Annotated in this window: 11 protein-coding genes; 9 read left to right on the forward strand and 2 right to left on the reverse strand. The window is 65.3% G+C overall.

Annotation, left to right across the window (positions count from 1 at the left end):
* The first annotated feature begins 71 nt into the window (after window positions 1–71).
* The 5 genes from ACFOMH_RS03515 (at window position 72) to ACFOMH_RS03535 (ending at window position 6,634) form a co-directional block, all read left to right on the forward strand.
* Window positions 72–1,574: an ABC transporter substrate-binding protein gene (locus ACFOMH_RS03515; protein ID WP_377742651.1), complete on the forward strand. Its 1,503-nt coding sequence runs from the start codon at window positions 72–74 to the stop codon at window positions 1,572–1,574.
* 54 nt (window positions 1,575–1,628) lie between these two features.
* Window positions 1,629–2,543, forward strand: coding sequence for an ABC transporter permease (locus ACFOMH_RS03520; protein WP_377742653.1), 915 nt, complete (start codon window positions 1,629–1,631; stop codon window positions 2,541–2,543).
* Window positions 2,544–2,552: 9 nt separating this feature from the next.
* Window positions 2,553–3,467: an ABC transporter permease gene (locus tag ACFOMH_RS03525; protein ID WP_374422478.1), complete on the forward strand. Its 915-nt coding sequence runs from the start codon at window positions 2,553–2,555 to the stop codon at window positions 3,465–3,467.
* Complete coding sequence (locus tag ACFOMH_RS03530) at window positions 3,460–5,097, forward strand: ABC transporter ATP-binding protein (RefSeq protein WP_377742655.1); 1,638 nt, start codon at window positions 3,460–3,462, stop codon at window positions 5,095–5,097. The genes ACFOMH_RS03525 and ACFOMH_RS03530 overlap by 8 nt, the downstream gene beginning before the upstream one ends.
* An 88-nt stretch (window positions 5,098–5,185) precedes the next feature.
* Complete coding sequence (locus tag ACFOMH_RS03535) at window positions 5,186–6,634, forward strand: TrkH family potassium uptake protein (RefSeq protein ID WP_374422831.1); 1,449 nt, start codon at window positions 5,186–5,188, stop codon at window positions 6,632–6,634.
* 21 nt (window positions 6,635–6,655) lie between these two features.
* Here ACFOMH_RS03535 and ACFOMH_RS03540 read toward each other — a convergent pair whose 3' ends face one another.
* Entirely contained in the window at window positions 6,656–8,266 is a 1,611-nt protein-coding gene (locus ACFOMH_RS03540; RefSeq protein ID WP_377742656.1) for a peptidoglycan-binding domain-containing protein, read from the reverse strand.
* Between the two features lie 86 nt (window positions 8,267–8,352).
* Here ACFOMH_RS03540 and ACFOMH_RS03545 point away from each other — a divergent pair, with 86 nt between their 5' ends.
* Window positions 8,353–9,297 carry a glycine--tRNA ligase subunit alpha gene (locus ACFOMH_RS03545; protein ID WP_374422483.1) on the forward strand — a complete coding sequence of 315 codons (945 nt, stop codon included), beginning with the start codon at window positions 8,353–8,355 and terminating at the stop codon, window positions 9,295–9,297.
* Window positions 9,298–9,311: 14 nt separating this feature from the next.
* On the opposite strand, the gene ACFOMH_RS03550 is transcribed toward ACFOMH_RS03545, so the two are convergent.
* Complete coding sequence (locus ACFOMH_RS03550; RefSeq protein ID WP_377742658.1) at window positions 9,312–9,968, reverse strand: MarC family protein; 657 nt, start codon at window positions 9,966–9,968, stop codon at window positions 9,312–9,314.
* A gap of 32 nt (window positions 9,969–10,000) precedes the next feature.
* Here ACFOMH_RS03550 and ACFOMH_RS03555 point away from each other — a divergent pair, with 32 nt between their 5' ends.
* From ACFOMH_RS03555 to ACFOMH_RS03565, 3 genes are all read left to right on the forward strand, one after another.
* The gene (locus ACFOMH_RS03555) at window positions 10,001–10,471 is read left to right on the forward strand and encodes a DUF6446 family protein (RefSeq protein ID WP_374422486.1); all 471 of its coding nucleotides are present in this window, start codon (window positions 10,001–10,003) and stop codon (window positions 10,469–10,471) included.
* Window positions 10,471–12,708, forward strand: coding sequence for a glycine--tRNA ligase subunit beta (gene glyS / locus ACFOMH_RS03560; protein ID WP_377742659.1), 2,238 nt, complete (start codon window positions 10,471–10,473; stop codon window positions 12,706–12,708). The genes ACFOMH_RS03555 and glyS overlap by 1 nt, the downstream gene beginning before the upstream one ends.
* A gap of 125 nt (window positions 12,709–12,833) precedes the next feature.
* Window positions 12,834–15,395: a putative PEP-binding protein gene (locus tag ACFOMH_RS03565; RefSeq protein ID WP_374422490.1), complete on the forward strand. Its 2,562-nt coding sequence runs from the start codon at window positions 12,834–12,836 to the stop codon at window positions 15,393–15,395.
* Window positions 15,396–15,486: the final 91 nt, after the last annotated feature.

Here is a 15,486-nt window from a genome sequence, read left to right on the forward strand (position 1 = left end):
CGTCGGCGGTCCAGTCCGGCTGCCCCGTTTCCGTTGCGGATCGTGCCGCAGCCATCATGGGAGGAATGAAGATGATCGCAAAGGCTGTAACGCTTGGGGGGCTGATGCTGGCCACCAGTCTGGCGCCGGCGTTCGCCCAGGAAACGGGCGTCCGCATCGTCATGGGTGAGGATGTCGACCTGTTGGAACCCTGCATGTCCACGCAATCGACCATCGGCGCCGTGCTCTTGCAGAATGTCAGCGAGACCCTGACCTATCTGGACGTGGGTGGCGGCACCGGCTTGCAGCCGAAGCTGGCCGAAAGCTGGGAACAGCAGGCCGATGGCAGCTGGCGCTTCAAGCTGCGCCAGGGCGTCAGCTTTTCCGATGGCAGCGGTTTCGACGCCAAGGACGTGAAGCACAGCTTTGACCGCGCCATGAGCGATCAGATCACCTGCGAGGTAAAGCGCTATTTCGGCGGCATGACCGTCAATGCCGAGGTGGTCGACGATTACACCATCGATTTCAAGGCCGATCCGGTGCAGCCGATCCTGCCGCTGCTCTTGTCGCTTTTGTCCATCGTGCCCGAGGAAACGCCGGTCGAATTCACCCGTGAGCCGATTGGCACCGGTCCCTTTGTGCTCAAGGAATGGACCCCCAGCCAGCAGATCGTGCTGGGCCAGCGCGATGGGTACTGGGGCGAAAAGCCGGCCGTGACCTCGGCCACCTATGTGTTCCGCGCCGATCCCGCCGTGCGCGCCGCCATGGTCGCCACCGACGAGGCCGATATCGCCCCCTCGATCGCGGCGCTCGATGCGACCAACCCGGAAACCGATTTCTCCTATCTGGACAGCGAGACGATCTATATCCGGCTCGACCATTCCATGCCGCCGGTCAACGACATCCGCGTGCGCAAGGCGCTGAACATGGCCATCGACCGCGAGGCCTTTATCGGCACCCTGCTGCCCGAGGGGACGTTGCTGGCGACCGCGCTGTTCCCGCCGCCCACGCTGGGCTGGAACAAGGATGTCCAGGTCTGGAAATACGACCCCGAGGGCGCGAAAAAGCTGTTGGACGAGGCCAAGGCCGATGGTGTGCCGGTCGATACCAAGCTGACGCTGGTCGCGCGCAACGCCAATTTCCCCAACATCACCGAGGTGATGGAGGCGATCCAGCAGCAATTGCAGGAGGTCGGCTTTAACGTCGATCTGCAATTCTATGAAATCGCCGAGTTCCAGAAACTGTATTCCAAGCCCTATCCGACCGATCGCGGCCCGATGATGGCGACCGCCATGCATGACAATTCCAAGGGCGATCCGTCATTCACCATGTTCTTCAAATATGCGTCCGAGGGGCTGCAATCGGGGATCAGCGACCCCAAGGTCGACGACCTGATCACCCGGGCCTCGGCCGCGACGGGCGAAGAACGCGCCAAGCTGTGGTCCGAGCTTCAGGCCTATCTGCATGACGATGTGGTGGCGGATGTGCTGCTGTTCCATTCGGTCCGCTTTGCCCGTGTGGCGCCGCGGCTGAGCTGGCGGCCGAACATGTCGACCACCTCGTCGCTGCCTTTGGGCGAGATCGGCTTCAAATAGGCCCTGACCGGGCGGGTTCGGCCCGCCCGGCCACCATTCTGACCGGAGTTCCCGATGTCGAGCTTTATCCGCAAACGGGTCTTTGCCAGCCTGATTTCGCTGCTGGGACTGGTGGTGATGGTGTTCTTTCTGTCGCGGCTGACCGGGGATCCGGCGGCGCTGTTCCTGCCGGTCGATGCGACCGAACAGATGCGCGAGGAATTTCGCCAGATCCACGGGCTGAACGATCCGCTGATGACGCAATTCGGGCGCTATATCTGGGATCTGCTGCATCTGGATTTCGGCGAATCCATCCGCCGCGCCCGCCCCGCCATCGATGTCGTGCTTGAGGCTTTCGTCTGGACGCTGCAACTTGCGGTCATCACCATGGTGCTGGTCACTGCCGCCGCCATCGTGGTCGGTTCGCTGGCCGCGTTCCGGGTCGGCGGGGTCTTTGACCGCATCGCCTCGCTGACCTCGCTGATCGGGGCCTCGGCGCCGGATTTCTGGGTCGCCATCGTCGCCATCGTGGTCTTTGCGCTGGGGCTGGGCTGGTTGCCGACCTCGGGGACGGGGACGGTCTGGCACTGGATCCTGCCGGTGGGGGTGCTGTTCATCCGCCCCTTTGGCCTGATCGTGCAGGTGGTGCGCGGCTCGATGATCACGGCGCTGTCCTCGGCCTATGTCAAGACGGCGCGGGCCAAGGGCGTGCGCTCGCGTCCGATCATCTTTGTCCACGCGCTGCGCAACGCCATGCTGCCGGTCATCACCGTGATCGGCGATCAGGCGGCGGCGCTATTGAACGGCGCCGTGGTGGTCGAGACGATCTTTGGCTTTCCCGGTGTCGGCAAGCTGATGATCGACGCCATCCTGCAACGCGATTTCAACGTGGTGCTGGCGGCGATCATGGTCACCGCGCTGGCCATCTTTGTCATGAACCTGTTGATCGACCTGGCCTATTTGGCCCTTGATCCGCGCATCCGCCATTAGGGGGCCGCCATGACCCAGACCGATATCCTTCCTGACGAGCCCGGCTTTCTGCGCCGCATGGCGCGGATGCTGTGGGCCGACAAGTTCGCGCTGGCGGCGGCGCTGTTTCTGCTGTTGATCGTGGTGCTTGCCATTATCGGGCCGGCCTGGCTGGACGCGGCGGCGCAAAAACAGAACCTGCGCGGCCGCAATGCGCCGCCCTTTGAATGGGACCGGGGCTGGCTCTGGATCATGGGCGCCGACGCGCTGGGGCGGCCCTTGCTGGCGCGCATCATCGTGGCGGCGCAGAACACCATGATGGTCGCGGCCGGCGCGGTGCTGTTTTCGGCCATTGTCGGGTCGGCGCTGGGGCTGGTCGCGGGTTATGCCGGGCCACGCACCAGCCAGGTCATCATGCGGCTTGCCGATGTGATCATGTCGTTTCCGTCGCTGCTGATCGCGGTGATCGTGCTGTACATCCTTGGGCCGTCGGTGGTGAACCTGATCATCGTGCTGGCGATCACCCGGATCCCCGTCTATCTGCGCACCACCCGGGCCGAGGTGCTGGAAATCAAAAGCCGCATGTTCGTGTCGGCGGCGCGGGTCATGGGGGCATCGCCCGCGCGGATCATATTCCGCCATATCCTGCCCGTCGTGCTGCCGACGCTGATGACCATCGCCACGCTGGATTTCGCCTTTGTCATGCTGGCCGAAAGCGCGCTGTCATTCCTTGGCATCGGGATCCAGCCGCCGGAAATCACCTGGGGGCTGATGATTTCGCAGGGCAAGCAATATCTGACGACCGCGTGGTGGCTGTCCTTCTGGCCGGGGCTGGCGATCATCCTGACCACGCTGTCACTGAACCTGTTGTCGAACTGGATGCGGATCGCGCTGGACCCGGTACAGCGCTGGCGGCTGGAAATGAGGGGGCGCAAGCATGGCTGAGCATCTGCTGGAAATCAGGAACCTGTCGGTCGAGTTCCACACCGCCACCGGCACCGTCAAGGCCGTGCGCGATGTCAGCTGGCATCTGGACCGGGGCGAGACGCTGGCCATTCTGGGCGAAAGCGGTTCGGGCAAGTCGGTGTCGTCATCCGCGATCATGAACCTGATCGACATGCCGCCGGGGCGGATCACCTCGGGGCAGATTCTGTTCGACGGTCAGGACCTGTTGCAGCTGCCGGACGAGGCGCGCCGCGCGCTGAACGGTTGCCGCATCGCGATGATCTTTCAGGATCCGCTGGCGCATCTCAATCCCGTCTATACCGTCGGCTGGCAGATCGTCGAGGCGATGACCGCCCATGGCACGGACCACGCCACCGCCCGGGCCGAGGCGCTGCGGCTGGTCACCCGCGTCGGCATCCCGAACCCGCAGGCCTCGCTGGCGAAATATCCGCATGAATTTTCCGGCGGTCAGCGTCAGCGGCTGATGATCGCCATGGCATTGGCGATGAAGCCCGATGTGCTGATCGCCGATGAACCCACAACGGCGCTGGACGTGACCGTGCAGGCCGAGGTGCTGTCGCTGCTCGAAGAGCTGAAACAGGAAACCGGCATGGGCATCCTGATCATCACCCATGATCTGGGCGTCGTGGCCGAAATCGCCGATCGCGTGGTGGTGATGAATGCCGGTGAAATCGTGGAATCGGGCGAAACAGCCGAGGTCTATCGCAATGCGAAACACCCCTATACCCGCAAGCTGATCGCGGCCGCGCCCGGCAAGGGTGTTTTTCACGATCCGCTGCCCAGGGCCGAGGCCGTGCTGTCGGTCCGCGACGTGGTCAAGACCTATTCCGGCTTTCGCGCGCTTGACGGGGTCGGTTTCGATCTGATGGCCGGGGAATGCATGGCGGTGGTGGGAGAATCCGGCTCGGGCAAGTCGACGCTGGCGCGGATCCTGTTGCGGCTTGAGGAACCCGATGGCGGCAAGGCCCTGTGGCAGGGGCGCGATCTGTTCACCATGTCGCCGGCCGAACTTTACAAGCTGCGCCGCGACTTGCAGATGGTGTTTCAGGATCCGACGCAATCGCTGAACCCGCGCATGACGGTGTTTCAGCTGATATCCGAGGCCTGGATCATCCACCCCGAAATCCTGCCCAAACCGCAATGGAAGGCCCGCGTGGCCGAGCTGTTGCAGCAGGTCGGGCTAAGCCCCGCCATGGCCGGCCGCTATCCGCATCAGTTTTCCGGCGGCCAGCGCCAGCGCATCGCCATTGCCCGCGCGCTGGCGCTTGAGCCGCGGCTGATCATCTGTGACGAGGCGGTCTCGGCGCTGGACGTTTCGGTTCAGGCACAGGTGATCGAGCTTCTGGACAAGCTGCGGCGCGAAATGGGGATCGCCTTCATCTTTATCGCCCATGACCTGCCGGTGGTGCGCGATTTCGCCGATCACGTCATGGTCATGCAGGGCGGCAAGGTGGTCGAACAGGGCCCGGTGCGCGAGATTTTCGAACATCCGCGCCAGCCCTATACCCAAAGGCTGCTGGCCGCCGGCCTCGATCCCGACCCCGAGGTTCAGGCGCAAAGACGCGAGGCACGGCTGGGCCATCCGGCCGCGATGCAACCGGGGATTTGATCCCGCACCGGGGCGCGGCCCATGCAAAGAACCAGCGCGCGGCCTCAGCGCCTTGACGGTTGCGATGGGGCAGGGCAAGCAGGGCGGCATGATCGACATCCGTCCCGTGGCAAATATCGTCGGCAAGCTTGTCGCCACGCTGGGGGCGGCGATGTCTTTGCCGCTGGCGGTGGATCTGTGGTACGGAAATCCGCATTGGCAGGTCTGGCTTGAGACCGGTTTCCTGACCGTGCTGGTCGGGGTGGTGGTGGCGATGACCACGCGCCAGGCCGACAAGTCGCTGACCATTCAGCAGGCCTTTCTTTTGACCGCCGCGCTGTGGCTGGTGCTTCCGCTTGCGGGGGCCTTGCCCTTCATGATGGGCGCCCCGAATGCCGGCTTTACCGATGCCTATTTCGAGGCGATGTCGGGCTTTACCACCACCGGCACCACCGCGTTTCCCGAACTGGATGGGCTGCCGCGCGGCACCAATATGTGGCGCGGCTTTCTGAACTGGGCGGGGGGGCTGGGGATCATCGTCGTCGCGATGATCTTTCTGCCGGTGATGAAGGTCGGCGGCATGCAGTTCTTCAAATCCGAAGGCTTCGACACGCTGGGCAAGATCCTGCCCCGCGCCTTTGACATCGCCGGCGAGATGACGGCCGTCTATTGCGGCATCACGGCGCTTTGCACGCTGTGCTATCTTTTCCTGGGCATGGACGGCTATGACGCGCTGGTGCTGGCGATGTCGACGTGCTCGACGGGGGGCTTTGCGCAATATGACGCGAGCTTTGGCGGCTTTATCGGGCCGCTGGAATATGTCGCCTCGTTTTTCATGATCCTGGCCTCGATCCCGTTCATCCGCATGGTGCAGATGGTGCGCGGCACGCCGGGACCGATGTGGCGCGACGTGCAGATCCGCGCCTATCTGCGCTGGACCTTTTATGCCATCGCCGTGATCGTGCTCTACCGGCTGATCTGGCTCAAGGCGGATAATCCTTTGGATGTCATCCGCGAAACGGTTTTCAACGTGGTCTCGACCTTTTCGGGGACCGGCTATGCCTCGACGGATGTCACGCAATGGGGGCATCTGTCATTCGCGGTGCTGATCGTGGTCGGGTTGATCGGGGGCTGTACGGGGTCGACCTCGTGTTCGGTCAAGGTGTTCCGCTATCTGGTGCTGTTTCAGGCGATCAAGGCCCAGCTGCGCCGCATGCAATCGCCGCATCGGGTGTTTCCGCTGAAATATGACGGGCGGCCGCTGGACCATGACGTCGTCGATTCGGTGATGGCGTTCTTTACCCTGTTCATGCTGAGCTTTGGCGTGCTGATCGTGGGGCTTGCGCTGACCGGGCTGCATCCGCGCACCGCGCTGACCGGGGCCTGGACGGCGATTGCCAATATCGGCCCGGTCTGGGGCCCCGAAATCAGCGCGAACGGCTCGATCCATGAATTCCCGACCAGCGCCAAATGGCTGATGATCCTGGGCATGTATATCGGCCGGCTTGAGCTGCTTTCGGTCTTTGTGCTGCTTTTGCCGCGGTTCTGGCGCTCCTGATCGGGGGGCGCCAGACGGGGCTTAATTCTGCGCGGTGCCGTCCGTGGCGCCTTGGGTCGCCGGCGCGATGGCCGGCGCTTCGGGCTGGGCCTCGGTCGCGCCGGGGGCAAAGCGGGCGAGGTTGTCGGAAATCTCGGCCGCAAGGCGGTGCTGGTCCTCGGGGTCCGAGGCCGGCCAGATCAGCACGAATCCCTGTACCCGGCCATCGACGACCTTGCCCTCGGCATGGCCGATATGGCTGTCGTTGCGCCCGTCAAGCATCACGCTGCCGCGTTCGATGCGGCGCTCGGGCTGGGGCACCCAGCCAAGCGCGGTGACCAGTCCGGCCAGATCCAGCATCTCTTGCTGACCGCCCGGCTGCGAGAACAGGATCAGCGCCGCGCCCGAGCCGTTCTTGGGCCCATAGATCGACAGCGCCCGTTCCGAGCGGTCGAATTGCAGCTTTTCCATCGGCACCGGCAGGGACAGGCCGGTATGGCTGTCCTGCAACTGGGTCAGGCCCATTTCGGCACGCCATGCCTCGCGCCGGCGGATCAGTTCGGCCATCGCGGTCGCCGGATCCGGCGCGGCGCGCAGGCGCACGATTTCCTCGGCGATGGCGGCCTGGGTTTTCGGGCCGTCCTTGCCGTCGATGGCGCCGTCGTAATGCCCGGCCCAACGCAGGGCGCGCTGAACATCCTCAAGCGCGGGCATCGGCACGGGCTGGCTTTCCGGGGTGAGAATGGTGCCCGGGGCGGGGGTCTGGCCGGCGATCTCGACCTGGCCCATTTCGGCCTCGGGGGTCAGAAAGGCGTCGCGCGGCACCGCCTTGGCATTCTTGAACGCGGTCAGCCATTCGCCGCCCGCCGCCTCGTCAAAGGGGCCAAGCGCCACGGCCAGCCGCCCGTTGGGCAGCGCCCAAAGCCCGGCATCGGGCAGCGCCTTGCGGTATTCGGCCAGCTGGGCCTCGGCCTTGGCGCGGTCGGCGCTCGATTCGATGCGGATGAAAACCTGTGCCGGGGCAGGGGGGGCGGCCGGTTCGGCCACGACCGGTGCCGGATCCGTCGCGGCGGCTGCACCCGATTCCGTGGTCGCCTCTGCGGTTGCATCCGTGGTCGGGGCTGCGGAATCAGATGTGGCGGGATCAGATGTGGCGGGATCGGTCGTGCCGGTATCGGCTGCGGGCATTTCGGGATCGGTGGGCGCATCCGTCGCGGGCGCATCCGTGGCGGGCAATTCCGCCCCGGCCGGCGCTACCCCGCCCGGGAAGGTCGAGGGCGATCCGGTTCCCGCATCCGCTGCCGCCGCATCCGCATCCGCCGCAGCCGGCGCGCTGCCCGCGACGGGCGTCAGCTCGCGCCCTTCGGCGGCCGACAGAAAGCTGTCGGCGGGCACCTTGCTTGCGTTTTTCAGCTCGGTCAGCCGGGCGGTCGCCTCTTCGCGCGGCATCGGCCCCAGCGCGATACCGATCCAGCCATCGCTTAGCGGGAAGGTGACGACATCGGGGAATTGCGCCCCCCAGCCCTCGGCGGTGGTGCGCGCGGCCTCGGCCCCGCGCTTGGCTTCGATGCGGATCACCACATCCTCGGCGGATGCCGAATGGGCGGCGATCAGCGGCAAGGCCGCCCCGATGATGAATGCATAGCGCCGCATGGGCATGTCCCTCTCATTGACCCTGCGCCGCCCTCTGCCTAGAAGGCGGCAGACATTTCCTGCCAGTTATGCCGAAGGAAGCCCAGATGACCAGCCCCCAGGACAACCGGATGGCCAAACCCACCTGCTTTCAGGACGTGATCCTGCGCCTGCAATCCTATTGGGCGGCGCAGGGCTGTGCGGTGCTGCAACCCTATGACATGGAGGTGGGCGCGGGCACCTTCCACCCGGCGACCACGCTGCGCGCGCTTGGGGCGCGACCCTGGGCCGCAGCCTATGTCCAGCCTTCGCGTCGGCCGACGGACGGGCGCTATGGCGAAAACCCCAACCGCTTGCAGCATTATTATCAGTATCAGGCCATCATCAAACCCAGCCCCGCGAACCTTCAGGATCTGTATCTGGGCAGCCTGAAAGCGATCGGGCTGGACCCGATGGTCCATGACGTACGCTTTGTCGAGGATGACTGGGAAAGCCCCACCCTTGGCGCCTGGGGTCTGGGGTGGGAGGTCTGGTGCGACGGCATGGAGGTCAGCCAGTTTACCTATTTCCAGCAGGTCGGCGGCCATGACTGCCGCCCCGTCTCGGGCGAGCTGACCTATGGGCTGGAACGGCTGGCCATGTATGTCCTGGGCGTGGAACATGTGATGGACATGCCCTTCAACGACCCGCAATCGCCGATCCCGCTGACCTATGGCGACATTTTCCGCCAGACCGAGCGTGAATATTCCCGCTGGAACTTCGATCAGGCCGATACCGCGATGCTGTTCCAGCATTTCAAGGATGCCGAGGAGGAATGCGCCCGCATCCTTGCCGCGCCCGAGGATGACAGCGCCGGCCGCCGCATCCCGATGGCCCATCCCGCCTATGATCAGGCGATCAAGGCCAGCCATATCTTCAACCTGCTGGATGCGCGCGGCGTGATTTCCGTGACTGAGCGGCAGGCCTATATCGGCCGGGTCCGCGCGCTGGCCAAGGCCTGTGCCGACCTGTTCCTGACCACCGACGCGGCAAAGGTGGACGAGGTCGCCTGATGCAGCCCCTCGCCCTAACCAGCCAGTCCCGGCAGGATCGCCTTGAGGCCGGCGGCGATCATCTGCACGCCCATGGCCGCGACGATCATCCCCATCAGGCGGGTCATGATCACGCGCAGGGTCTGGGACATGTGGCGGCCGATGGTCGAGGCAAAGAACAAGACCACCGCCAGCCCCGCCAGCACCAGCCCAAAGGCCGCCGCCACCGCCATCTTGTCGGGCATGGTCTTGGCCTGGCCCATATAGACGATGATCGCCGTGATCGTGCCGGGGCCGACCACCATCGGGAAGGCCAGCGGGTAAAAGCTTACATCGGCGCGGGGCGGTTCCTGCACGGCCATGGCCTGGGCTTTGGCGGGGGCCTCATGCGCGGGGCTGCCCGCGCCGCTGAGCATGCCCATCGCGATGGTCATCAGCACCAGACCGCCCGCCACGCGGAAATCATCGACGCTGATGCCAAAGAATTTCAGGATCGCCGCGCCGCTGATCGCCACCACCGCGCAAAGCACGGCGCTGAAAAACGCCACGCGCAGCCCGGCATGACGCTGCTGCGCCGGGCTCATCCCATGGGTGACGGCCAGAAACAGCGGCAGCACCACAAACGGGTTCATGATCGCAAAAGCGCCGCCCAATGTGGCGATAAAAAAGGCGTAATCCACGCGCGGTTCCATTTCAGCCCGAATCCGGGCGGCAAGGTGACAGCATGAACGGCAAATGGCCAGCGCTGGTCTTGATTCTCGGGGCCCTCGGCGCGGGGGGCGGCGTCTGGTACGCCCAGGAATACGGCTATTACACCGAGCTTGACCCGGCGGGCGTCGCGGTGACGGCGACGGTCGCGGGCCAGCCCGTGCCGCTCGACATCGCGGATGTTCAGGCCATCGACGCCACCAGCGCCCCCAATCGCTGGCGTGCCTGCTTTCGCCTTGCGGGACCTCTGCCCGAGGGTGCCGAGCCCTTTCCCATCGCCGCGCCCACCTATGGCCCGCGCTGGTTCGACTGTTTCGATGCCGACCAGATCGGCCATGATCTGGAAACCGGCGCCGCCCTCGCCTATCTGTCCCAGCCCGAGATCCACCCCGATGTGGATCGCGTGATCGCCGTCTATCCCGATGGCCGCGCCTATGGCTGGCACCAATTGAACGACAAGACCCCCGAACGCGGAGTGATGGACTGATGCCCGACCTTCTGATCGAACTCTTCTCGGAAGAAATCCCGGCGCGGATGCAGGCCCGCGCCCGCGAGGATCTGAAAAAGCTGATCACCGACGGGCTGGTCGAGGCCGGGCTGACCTATGCCGGCGCCGGCGCGTTCAGCACACCCCGGCGCCTGACCCTGGCCATCGAGGGGCTGAGCGCCCACAGCCCCACCACGCGCGAGGAACGCAAGGGCCCCCGCACCGACGCGCCCGAGGCCGCGCTTGACGGCTTTCTGCGCTCGACCGGGCTGACCCGCGACCAGCTTGAGGCCCGCGACGACAAAAAGGGCCAGGTCTGGTTCGCGGTGATCCAGCGTCCCGGCCGCCCGGCCGCCGACATCGTGGCCGAGGTGCTCGACCGCGCCATCCGCAACTTTCCCTGGCCGAAATCCATGCGCTGGGGCACGGGCAACCTGCGCTGGGTGCGGCCGCTGCATTCGATCATCTGTCTTTTGACCGATGAGGCCGGCGCCACCATCGTCCCCTTTGAAATCGAGGGGATCGTGGCCGGCAACACCACCTGCGGCCACCGTTTCATGGCGCCCGAACCCTTTGCCGTGACCGGTTTCGACGATTATGCCGCCAAGCTGCGCCGCGCCCGCGTCATGCTGGACGCCAATGAACGCGAGGCCGCGATCCGGCAAGAGGCCGCGAACCTCGCCTTTGCGCGCGGCTGGGAGATCGTTTCCGATGACGCTTTGCTGACCGAGGTCGCGGGGCTGGTCGAATGGCCCGTCCCCCTGATGGGCGCGATCGAGGAACGCTTTCTCGCGCTGCCGCCCGAGGTGCTGCAAACCTCGATGAAGGAGCACCAAAAGTTTTTCTCGGCCCGCAATCCGAAAACCGGCCGGATCGAGGGGTTTGTGACCGTCGCCAATATCGAAACCCCGGATAGCGGCGAGACGATCCTCAAGGGCAATCAGCGCGTGCTGGCCGCGCGCCTGTCGGACGCGGCCTTCTTTTGGGAAAACGATCTGCGCGAGGCGAAAACGGGCATGCAGGATTGGGCCGAGGGCCTGAAATCCGTGACCTTCCACAACAAGCTGGGTTCACAAGCCGACCGCATCGCCCGCATCGCCGCGCTTGCGCGCGAGATCGCGCCCCTGGTCGACGCCGACCCGGATCAGGCCGAAGAGGCCGCGAAGCTCGCCAAACTTGACCTGCGCAGCGCCATGGTCGGCGAATTCCCCGAATTGCAGGGCACCATGGGCCGCTATTACGCACTGGCCGCCGGCAAGACTGAGCCCGTCGCCGACGCCGCCCGCGACCACTATTCGCCGCTTGGCCCGTCCGATGTAGTGCCCACCGCGCCGGTTTCCGTGGCCGTGGCGCTGGCCGACAAGATCGACACGCTGACGGGGTTCTGGGCGATTGACGAAAAACCCACCGGGTCCAAGGACCCCTTCGCGCTGCGCCGGGCGGCACTGGGGGTTATTCGGTTGGTGCTGGGGAATGATGTCCGGCTTAATCTGGATCAGTTCTTTGCTTCTCGTGTATTCGATGTTTGGCAAAGCAGATTGAGTGATCTGGAGGACGCGGCTGACAGATCATTCAGGGCGCAGATGAAAATCTTAGAAGATTACAGCGTCCGGGAAGTTCCGGGTGACCGCTGGCTGCGCAGCGCACAAGCAAATTTTGATGATCTCAATGAAGTATATGAGCAACTGCGAGAGGATGCGGAGAACAAGGCCGCCGACCTCATCACCTTCCTCCACGACCGCCTCAAAGTCTATCTCCGCGATCAGGGCATCCGCCACGACATCATCGACGCCGTCCTTGCCCAACCCGGCAATGACGACCTCGTGCTGGTCGTCAACCGTGCCACCGCGCTCAACGACATGCTGAAAACCGAGGACGGCCAGAACCTGACCCAGGGCCTGAAACGCGCCGGCAATATCCTGACGCAGGCCGAGGACAAGGATGGCGTCGAATACAGCTTCGGCGCCGACGAGAAATTCGCCGAAACCGACGCCGAACGCGCCCTGTTCCGGGCCCTCGACGCCGCCGAACCCGCGATCCGCAACGCCATGGCAACGGAAAACTTCCCCGCCGCCATGCAGGCCATCGCCGCGCTGCGCGCGCCCATCGATGCCTTCTTCGATGCGGTTCAGGTCAATACCGACAATCAGATCGTCCGCCGCAACCGCCTGAACCTCTTGCACCGCATCCGCGAGGCCGGCCGCCAGATCGCCGATTTCACCCGGATTGAGGGCTAAGCCCCTCTTTCATGTGGAAATATCCTGCGGGGGTCCGGGGGCGCAAAGCCCCCGGTCCGTTCTTGCCGCAGGGGCATTCTTCGCACTTGCAGCAATGCGCCGCGCATGCCTAATGTGACGGCATCATGACCGCGTTGACCGACCCCCTTGCCATCGTCGAAATCACCCCCTCGGCGGGGGTGCATACGCTGACGCATGGCTGGCGGGCGAAATGCCTGCAACGCCTGATCCGCATGGAATTGCCGGTGCCGGCCAGCTTTGCGGTCTCGGCCGATGCCGTGCGCGCCATCGCCGCCGGCCAGATCCCCGACCGGGCCCGGCTGGCCGCGATCATCGAACGCGCCGACGGGCTGGTCAGCGTGCGCCCCTCGGCGCAAAACCCGGCCTGGGGCGGGCCGGGCACGGTGCTGAACGTGGGCATCAACGCCGCCTGCCACGCCCGGCTCGCCGAAACCCGCGGCAAATCGGCGGCCGACGCGCTCTATCTCGGCTTTGTCCAGGCCTATGCGATCCATGTCGCCCGGCTCGACCCCGACATGTTTTCGGACAGCGATGTCGGGCTGGAAACCGCGCTGCGCAGCTATGAGGACGAAACCGACGAGGAATTCCCCCAGGACCCGACCCGCCAGCTGGCCGAGGTGCTGCGTTCGATGGCGCGGGCCTGGGACGGCCCGACCGCGCGGCTCTTGCGCCAGGCCAAGGGCGCGCCGGCCACCGCGCCGCTGGGGCTTGTGGTTCAGGACATGGCCTTGGCCATCGGTCCCGGCGTCACCGGATCGGGCACCATCCAGTTCGCCGACAGCGTGACCGGCGCCCCCCGCATCACCGGCCGTTTCCGTGGCCAGTCCCAGGGCCGCGCCCGGGGCGAGGGCGCCGAGACGCTTTACCTGACGCGCGACCCGCGCGGCCCCTCGCTGCAAGAGGCCGCGCCCGAGGTCTTTGCCGATCTGGTCCGTTACGGCGTTGCCGCCCGCGAACGCCTGCGCGAGGAAATGCAGATCGAATTCGTCGTCTCGGACGGCCATGTCTCGGTCATCGATGCGATCCGCACACAGCGCAGTTCCCGCGCCAGCGTCCGCATCGCGGTCGCGCTGGCCCGCGACGGCATCATCGAGCCGAGGGATGCGGTGATGCGCGTCGAACCCCGTGCGCTGTCCGACCTTCTGCATCATCAGGTGGATCCGCGCGCCCCGCGCGACGTGATCACCCGGGGCATCAATGCCAGCCCGGGTGCCGCGACCGGGCGCATCGTATTCACCTCGGCTTCGGCCCAGGATGCCGAGGCGCGGGGCGAGCGCTGCGTTCTCGTACGCCGCGAAACCGTCCCCGAGGATATCCGTGGCATGCATGCCTCGGTCGCGGTGCTGACCGAACGCGGCGGCATGACCAGCCACGCGGCGGTGATCGCGCGGGGCCTTGGCCTGCCCTGCATCGTCGGTGCAAGCGGGCTTTCGATCGACACCCGCGCCCGCATCATGATCGCCGGCGGCCGCGAATTCCACGAGGGTGAGGAAATCACCATCGACGGCACCTCGGGCGAGGTGCTGGCCGGCGCCGCCGAAATGCTGGAACCGGCGCTGGACGACAGTTTCGCGCAATTGCTGGAATGGGCGGATGCGCATTGCCGCATCACGGTGCGCGCCAATGCCGACACCCCCGAGGATGCGCGCACCGCGCGCATGTTCAATGCCCAGGGTATCGGGCTGTGCCGCACCGAGCACATGTTTTTCGACGACGAACGTCTGCCGGCCATGCGCGAGATGATCTTTGCCACCCGGCCCGAGGATCGCAGCCTGTCGCTGGAACGCCTGCTGCCCATGCAGCGCAGCGACTTTACCAAGCTGTTCGAAATCATGGCCGGGCTGCCGGTCACGATCCGGCTGTTCGACCCGCCACTGCACGAATTTCTGCCCCATGACCGCGAAGGCATGCGCGAGCTGGCCGAATCCCTCGACCTGCCGCTGTCGGATGTGACACGCCGGGTCGACGCGCTTTCGGAATTCAACCCGATGCTGGGCATGCGCGGGGTCCGGCTGGGCATCACCGTGCCCGAAATCTATGACATGCAGGCCCGCGCCATCTTCGAGGCCACCATCGAGGCCAGCCGGAATGGCGCCGCCGTGGTGCCCGAAGTCATGATCCCGCTGGTCAGCGCGCGGCGCGAGGTCGAACTGGTCAAAACCCGCATCGACGCCGTCGCCGCCGCCGTCCGCAACGAGACGCGCAAGGATTTCGCCTATCGGCTGGGCGTCATGGTCGAAACCCCGCGCGCGGCGCTGCGGGCCGGCGACATCGCCGAACATGCGGCGTTTTTGTCGTTTGGAACCAATGACCTGACCCAGATGACCTATGGCCTTTCGCGCGACGATGCCGGGCGTTTCATGGGCACCTATGTCAATCAGGGTGTCTATTCCGAGGATCCGTTCCACATTCTGGATCGCGAAGGCGTGGGTGAGCTGGTCGCCATCGGCGCCGAACGCGCCCGCCTGCACAAGCGCGACATCACCATTTCCATCTGTGGCGAGCATGGCGGCAACCCGGAATCCATCGCTTTCTGTCTTCGGGCGGGGGTGAACTATGTCTCATGCTCGCCGTTCCGGGTCCCGGTGGCGCGGCTTGCGGCGGCGCAGGAATCGATTCTCATGCTGGGCGAACAGGATCAGGACAGCGGCGATTTCAGGTCTTAGGACCGGCCGGTTTTGGCCGGAATTTGCCCGTTAACCAAATCCCTATCGGCGGGTTTCCGCCAAACTCTTCAAATTTCATGTAAATTATCGC

The sequence above is a fragment of the Paracoccus mangrovi genome (assembly GCF_042648425.1).
In the GTDB taxonomy this organism is placed as follows: domain Bacteria; phylum Pseudomonadota; class Alphaproteobacteria; order Rhodobacterales; family Rhodobacteraceae; genus Paracoccus; species Paracoccus mangrovi.

Bases quoted from the DNA above. Each gene is read 5' to 3' on its own strand.
- ACFOMH_RS03555 (WP_374422486.1), top strand. From the start codon at position 10,001: ATGAACGGCAAATGGCCAGCGCTGGTCTTGATTCTCGGGGCCCTCGGC.
- ACFOMH_RS03550 (WP_377742658.1), bottom strand. From the start codon at position 9,968: ATGGAACCGCGCGTGGATTACGCCTTTTTTATCGCCACATTGGGCGGC.
- ACFOMH_RS03515 (WP_377742651.1), top strand. From the start codon at position 72: ATGATCGCAAAGGCTGTAACGCTTGGGGGGCTGATGCTGGCCACCAGT.
- ACFOMH_RS03520 (WP_377742653.1), top strand. From the start codon at position 1,629: ATGTCGAGCTTTATCCGCAAACGGGTCTTTGCCAGCCTGATTTCGCTG.
- ACFOMH_RS03525 (WP_374422478.1), top strand. From the start codon at position 2,553: ATGACCCAGACCGATATCCTTCCTGACGAGCCCGGCTTTCTGCGCCGC.
- ACFOMH_RS03545 (WP_374422483.1), top strand. From the start codon at position 8,353: ATGACCAGCCCCCAGGACAACCGGATGGCCAAACCCACCTGCTTTCAG.
- ACFOMH_RS03535 (WP_374422831.1), top strand. From the start codon at position 5,186: ATGATCGACATCCGTCCCGTGGCAAATATCGTCGGCAAGCTTGTCGCC.
- glyS (WP_377742659.1), top strand. From the start codon at position 10,471: ATGCCCGACCTTCTGATCGAACTCTTCTCGGAAGAAATCCCGGCGCGG.
- ACFOMH_RS03540 (WP_377742656.1), bottom strand. From the start codon at position 8,266: ATGCGGCGCTATGCATTCATCATCGGGGCGGCCTTGCCGCTGATCGCC.
- ACFOMH_RS03530 (WP_377742655.1), top strand. From the start codon at position 3,460: ATGGCTGAGCATCTGCTGGAAATCAGGAACCTGTCGGTCGAGTTCCAC.
- ACFOMH_RS03565 (WP_374422490.1), top strand. From the start codon at position 12,834: ATGACCGCGTTGACCGACCCCCTTGCCATCGTCGAAATCACCCCCTCG.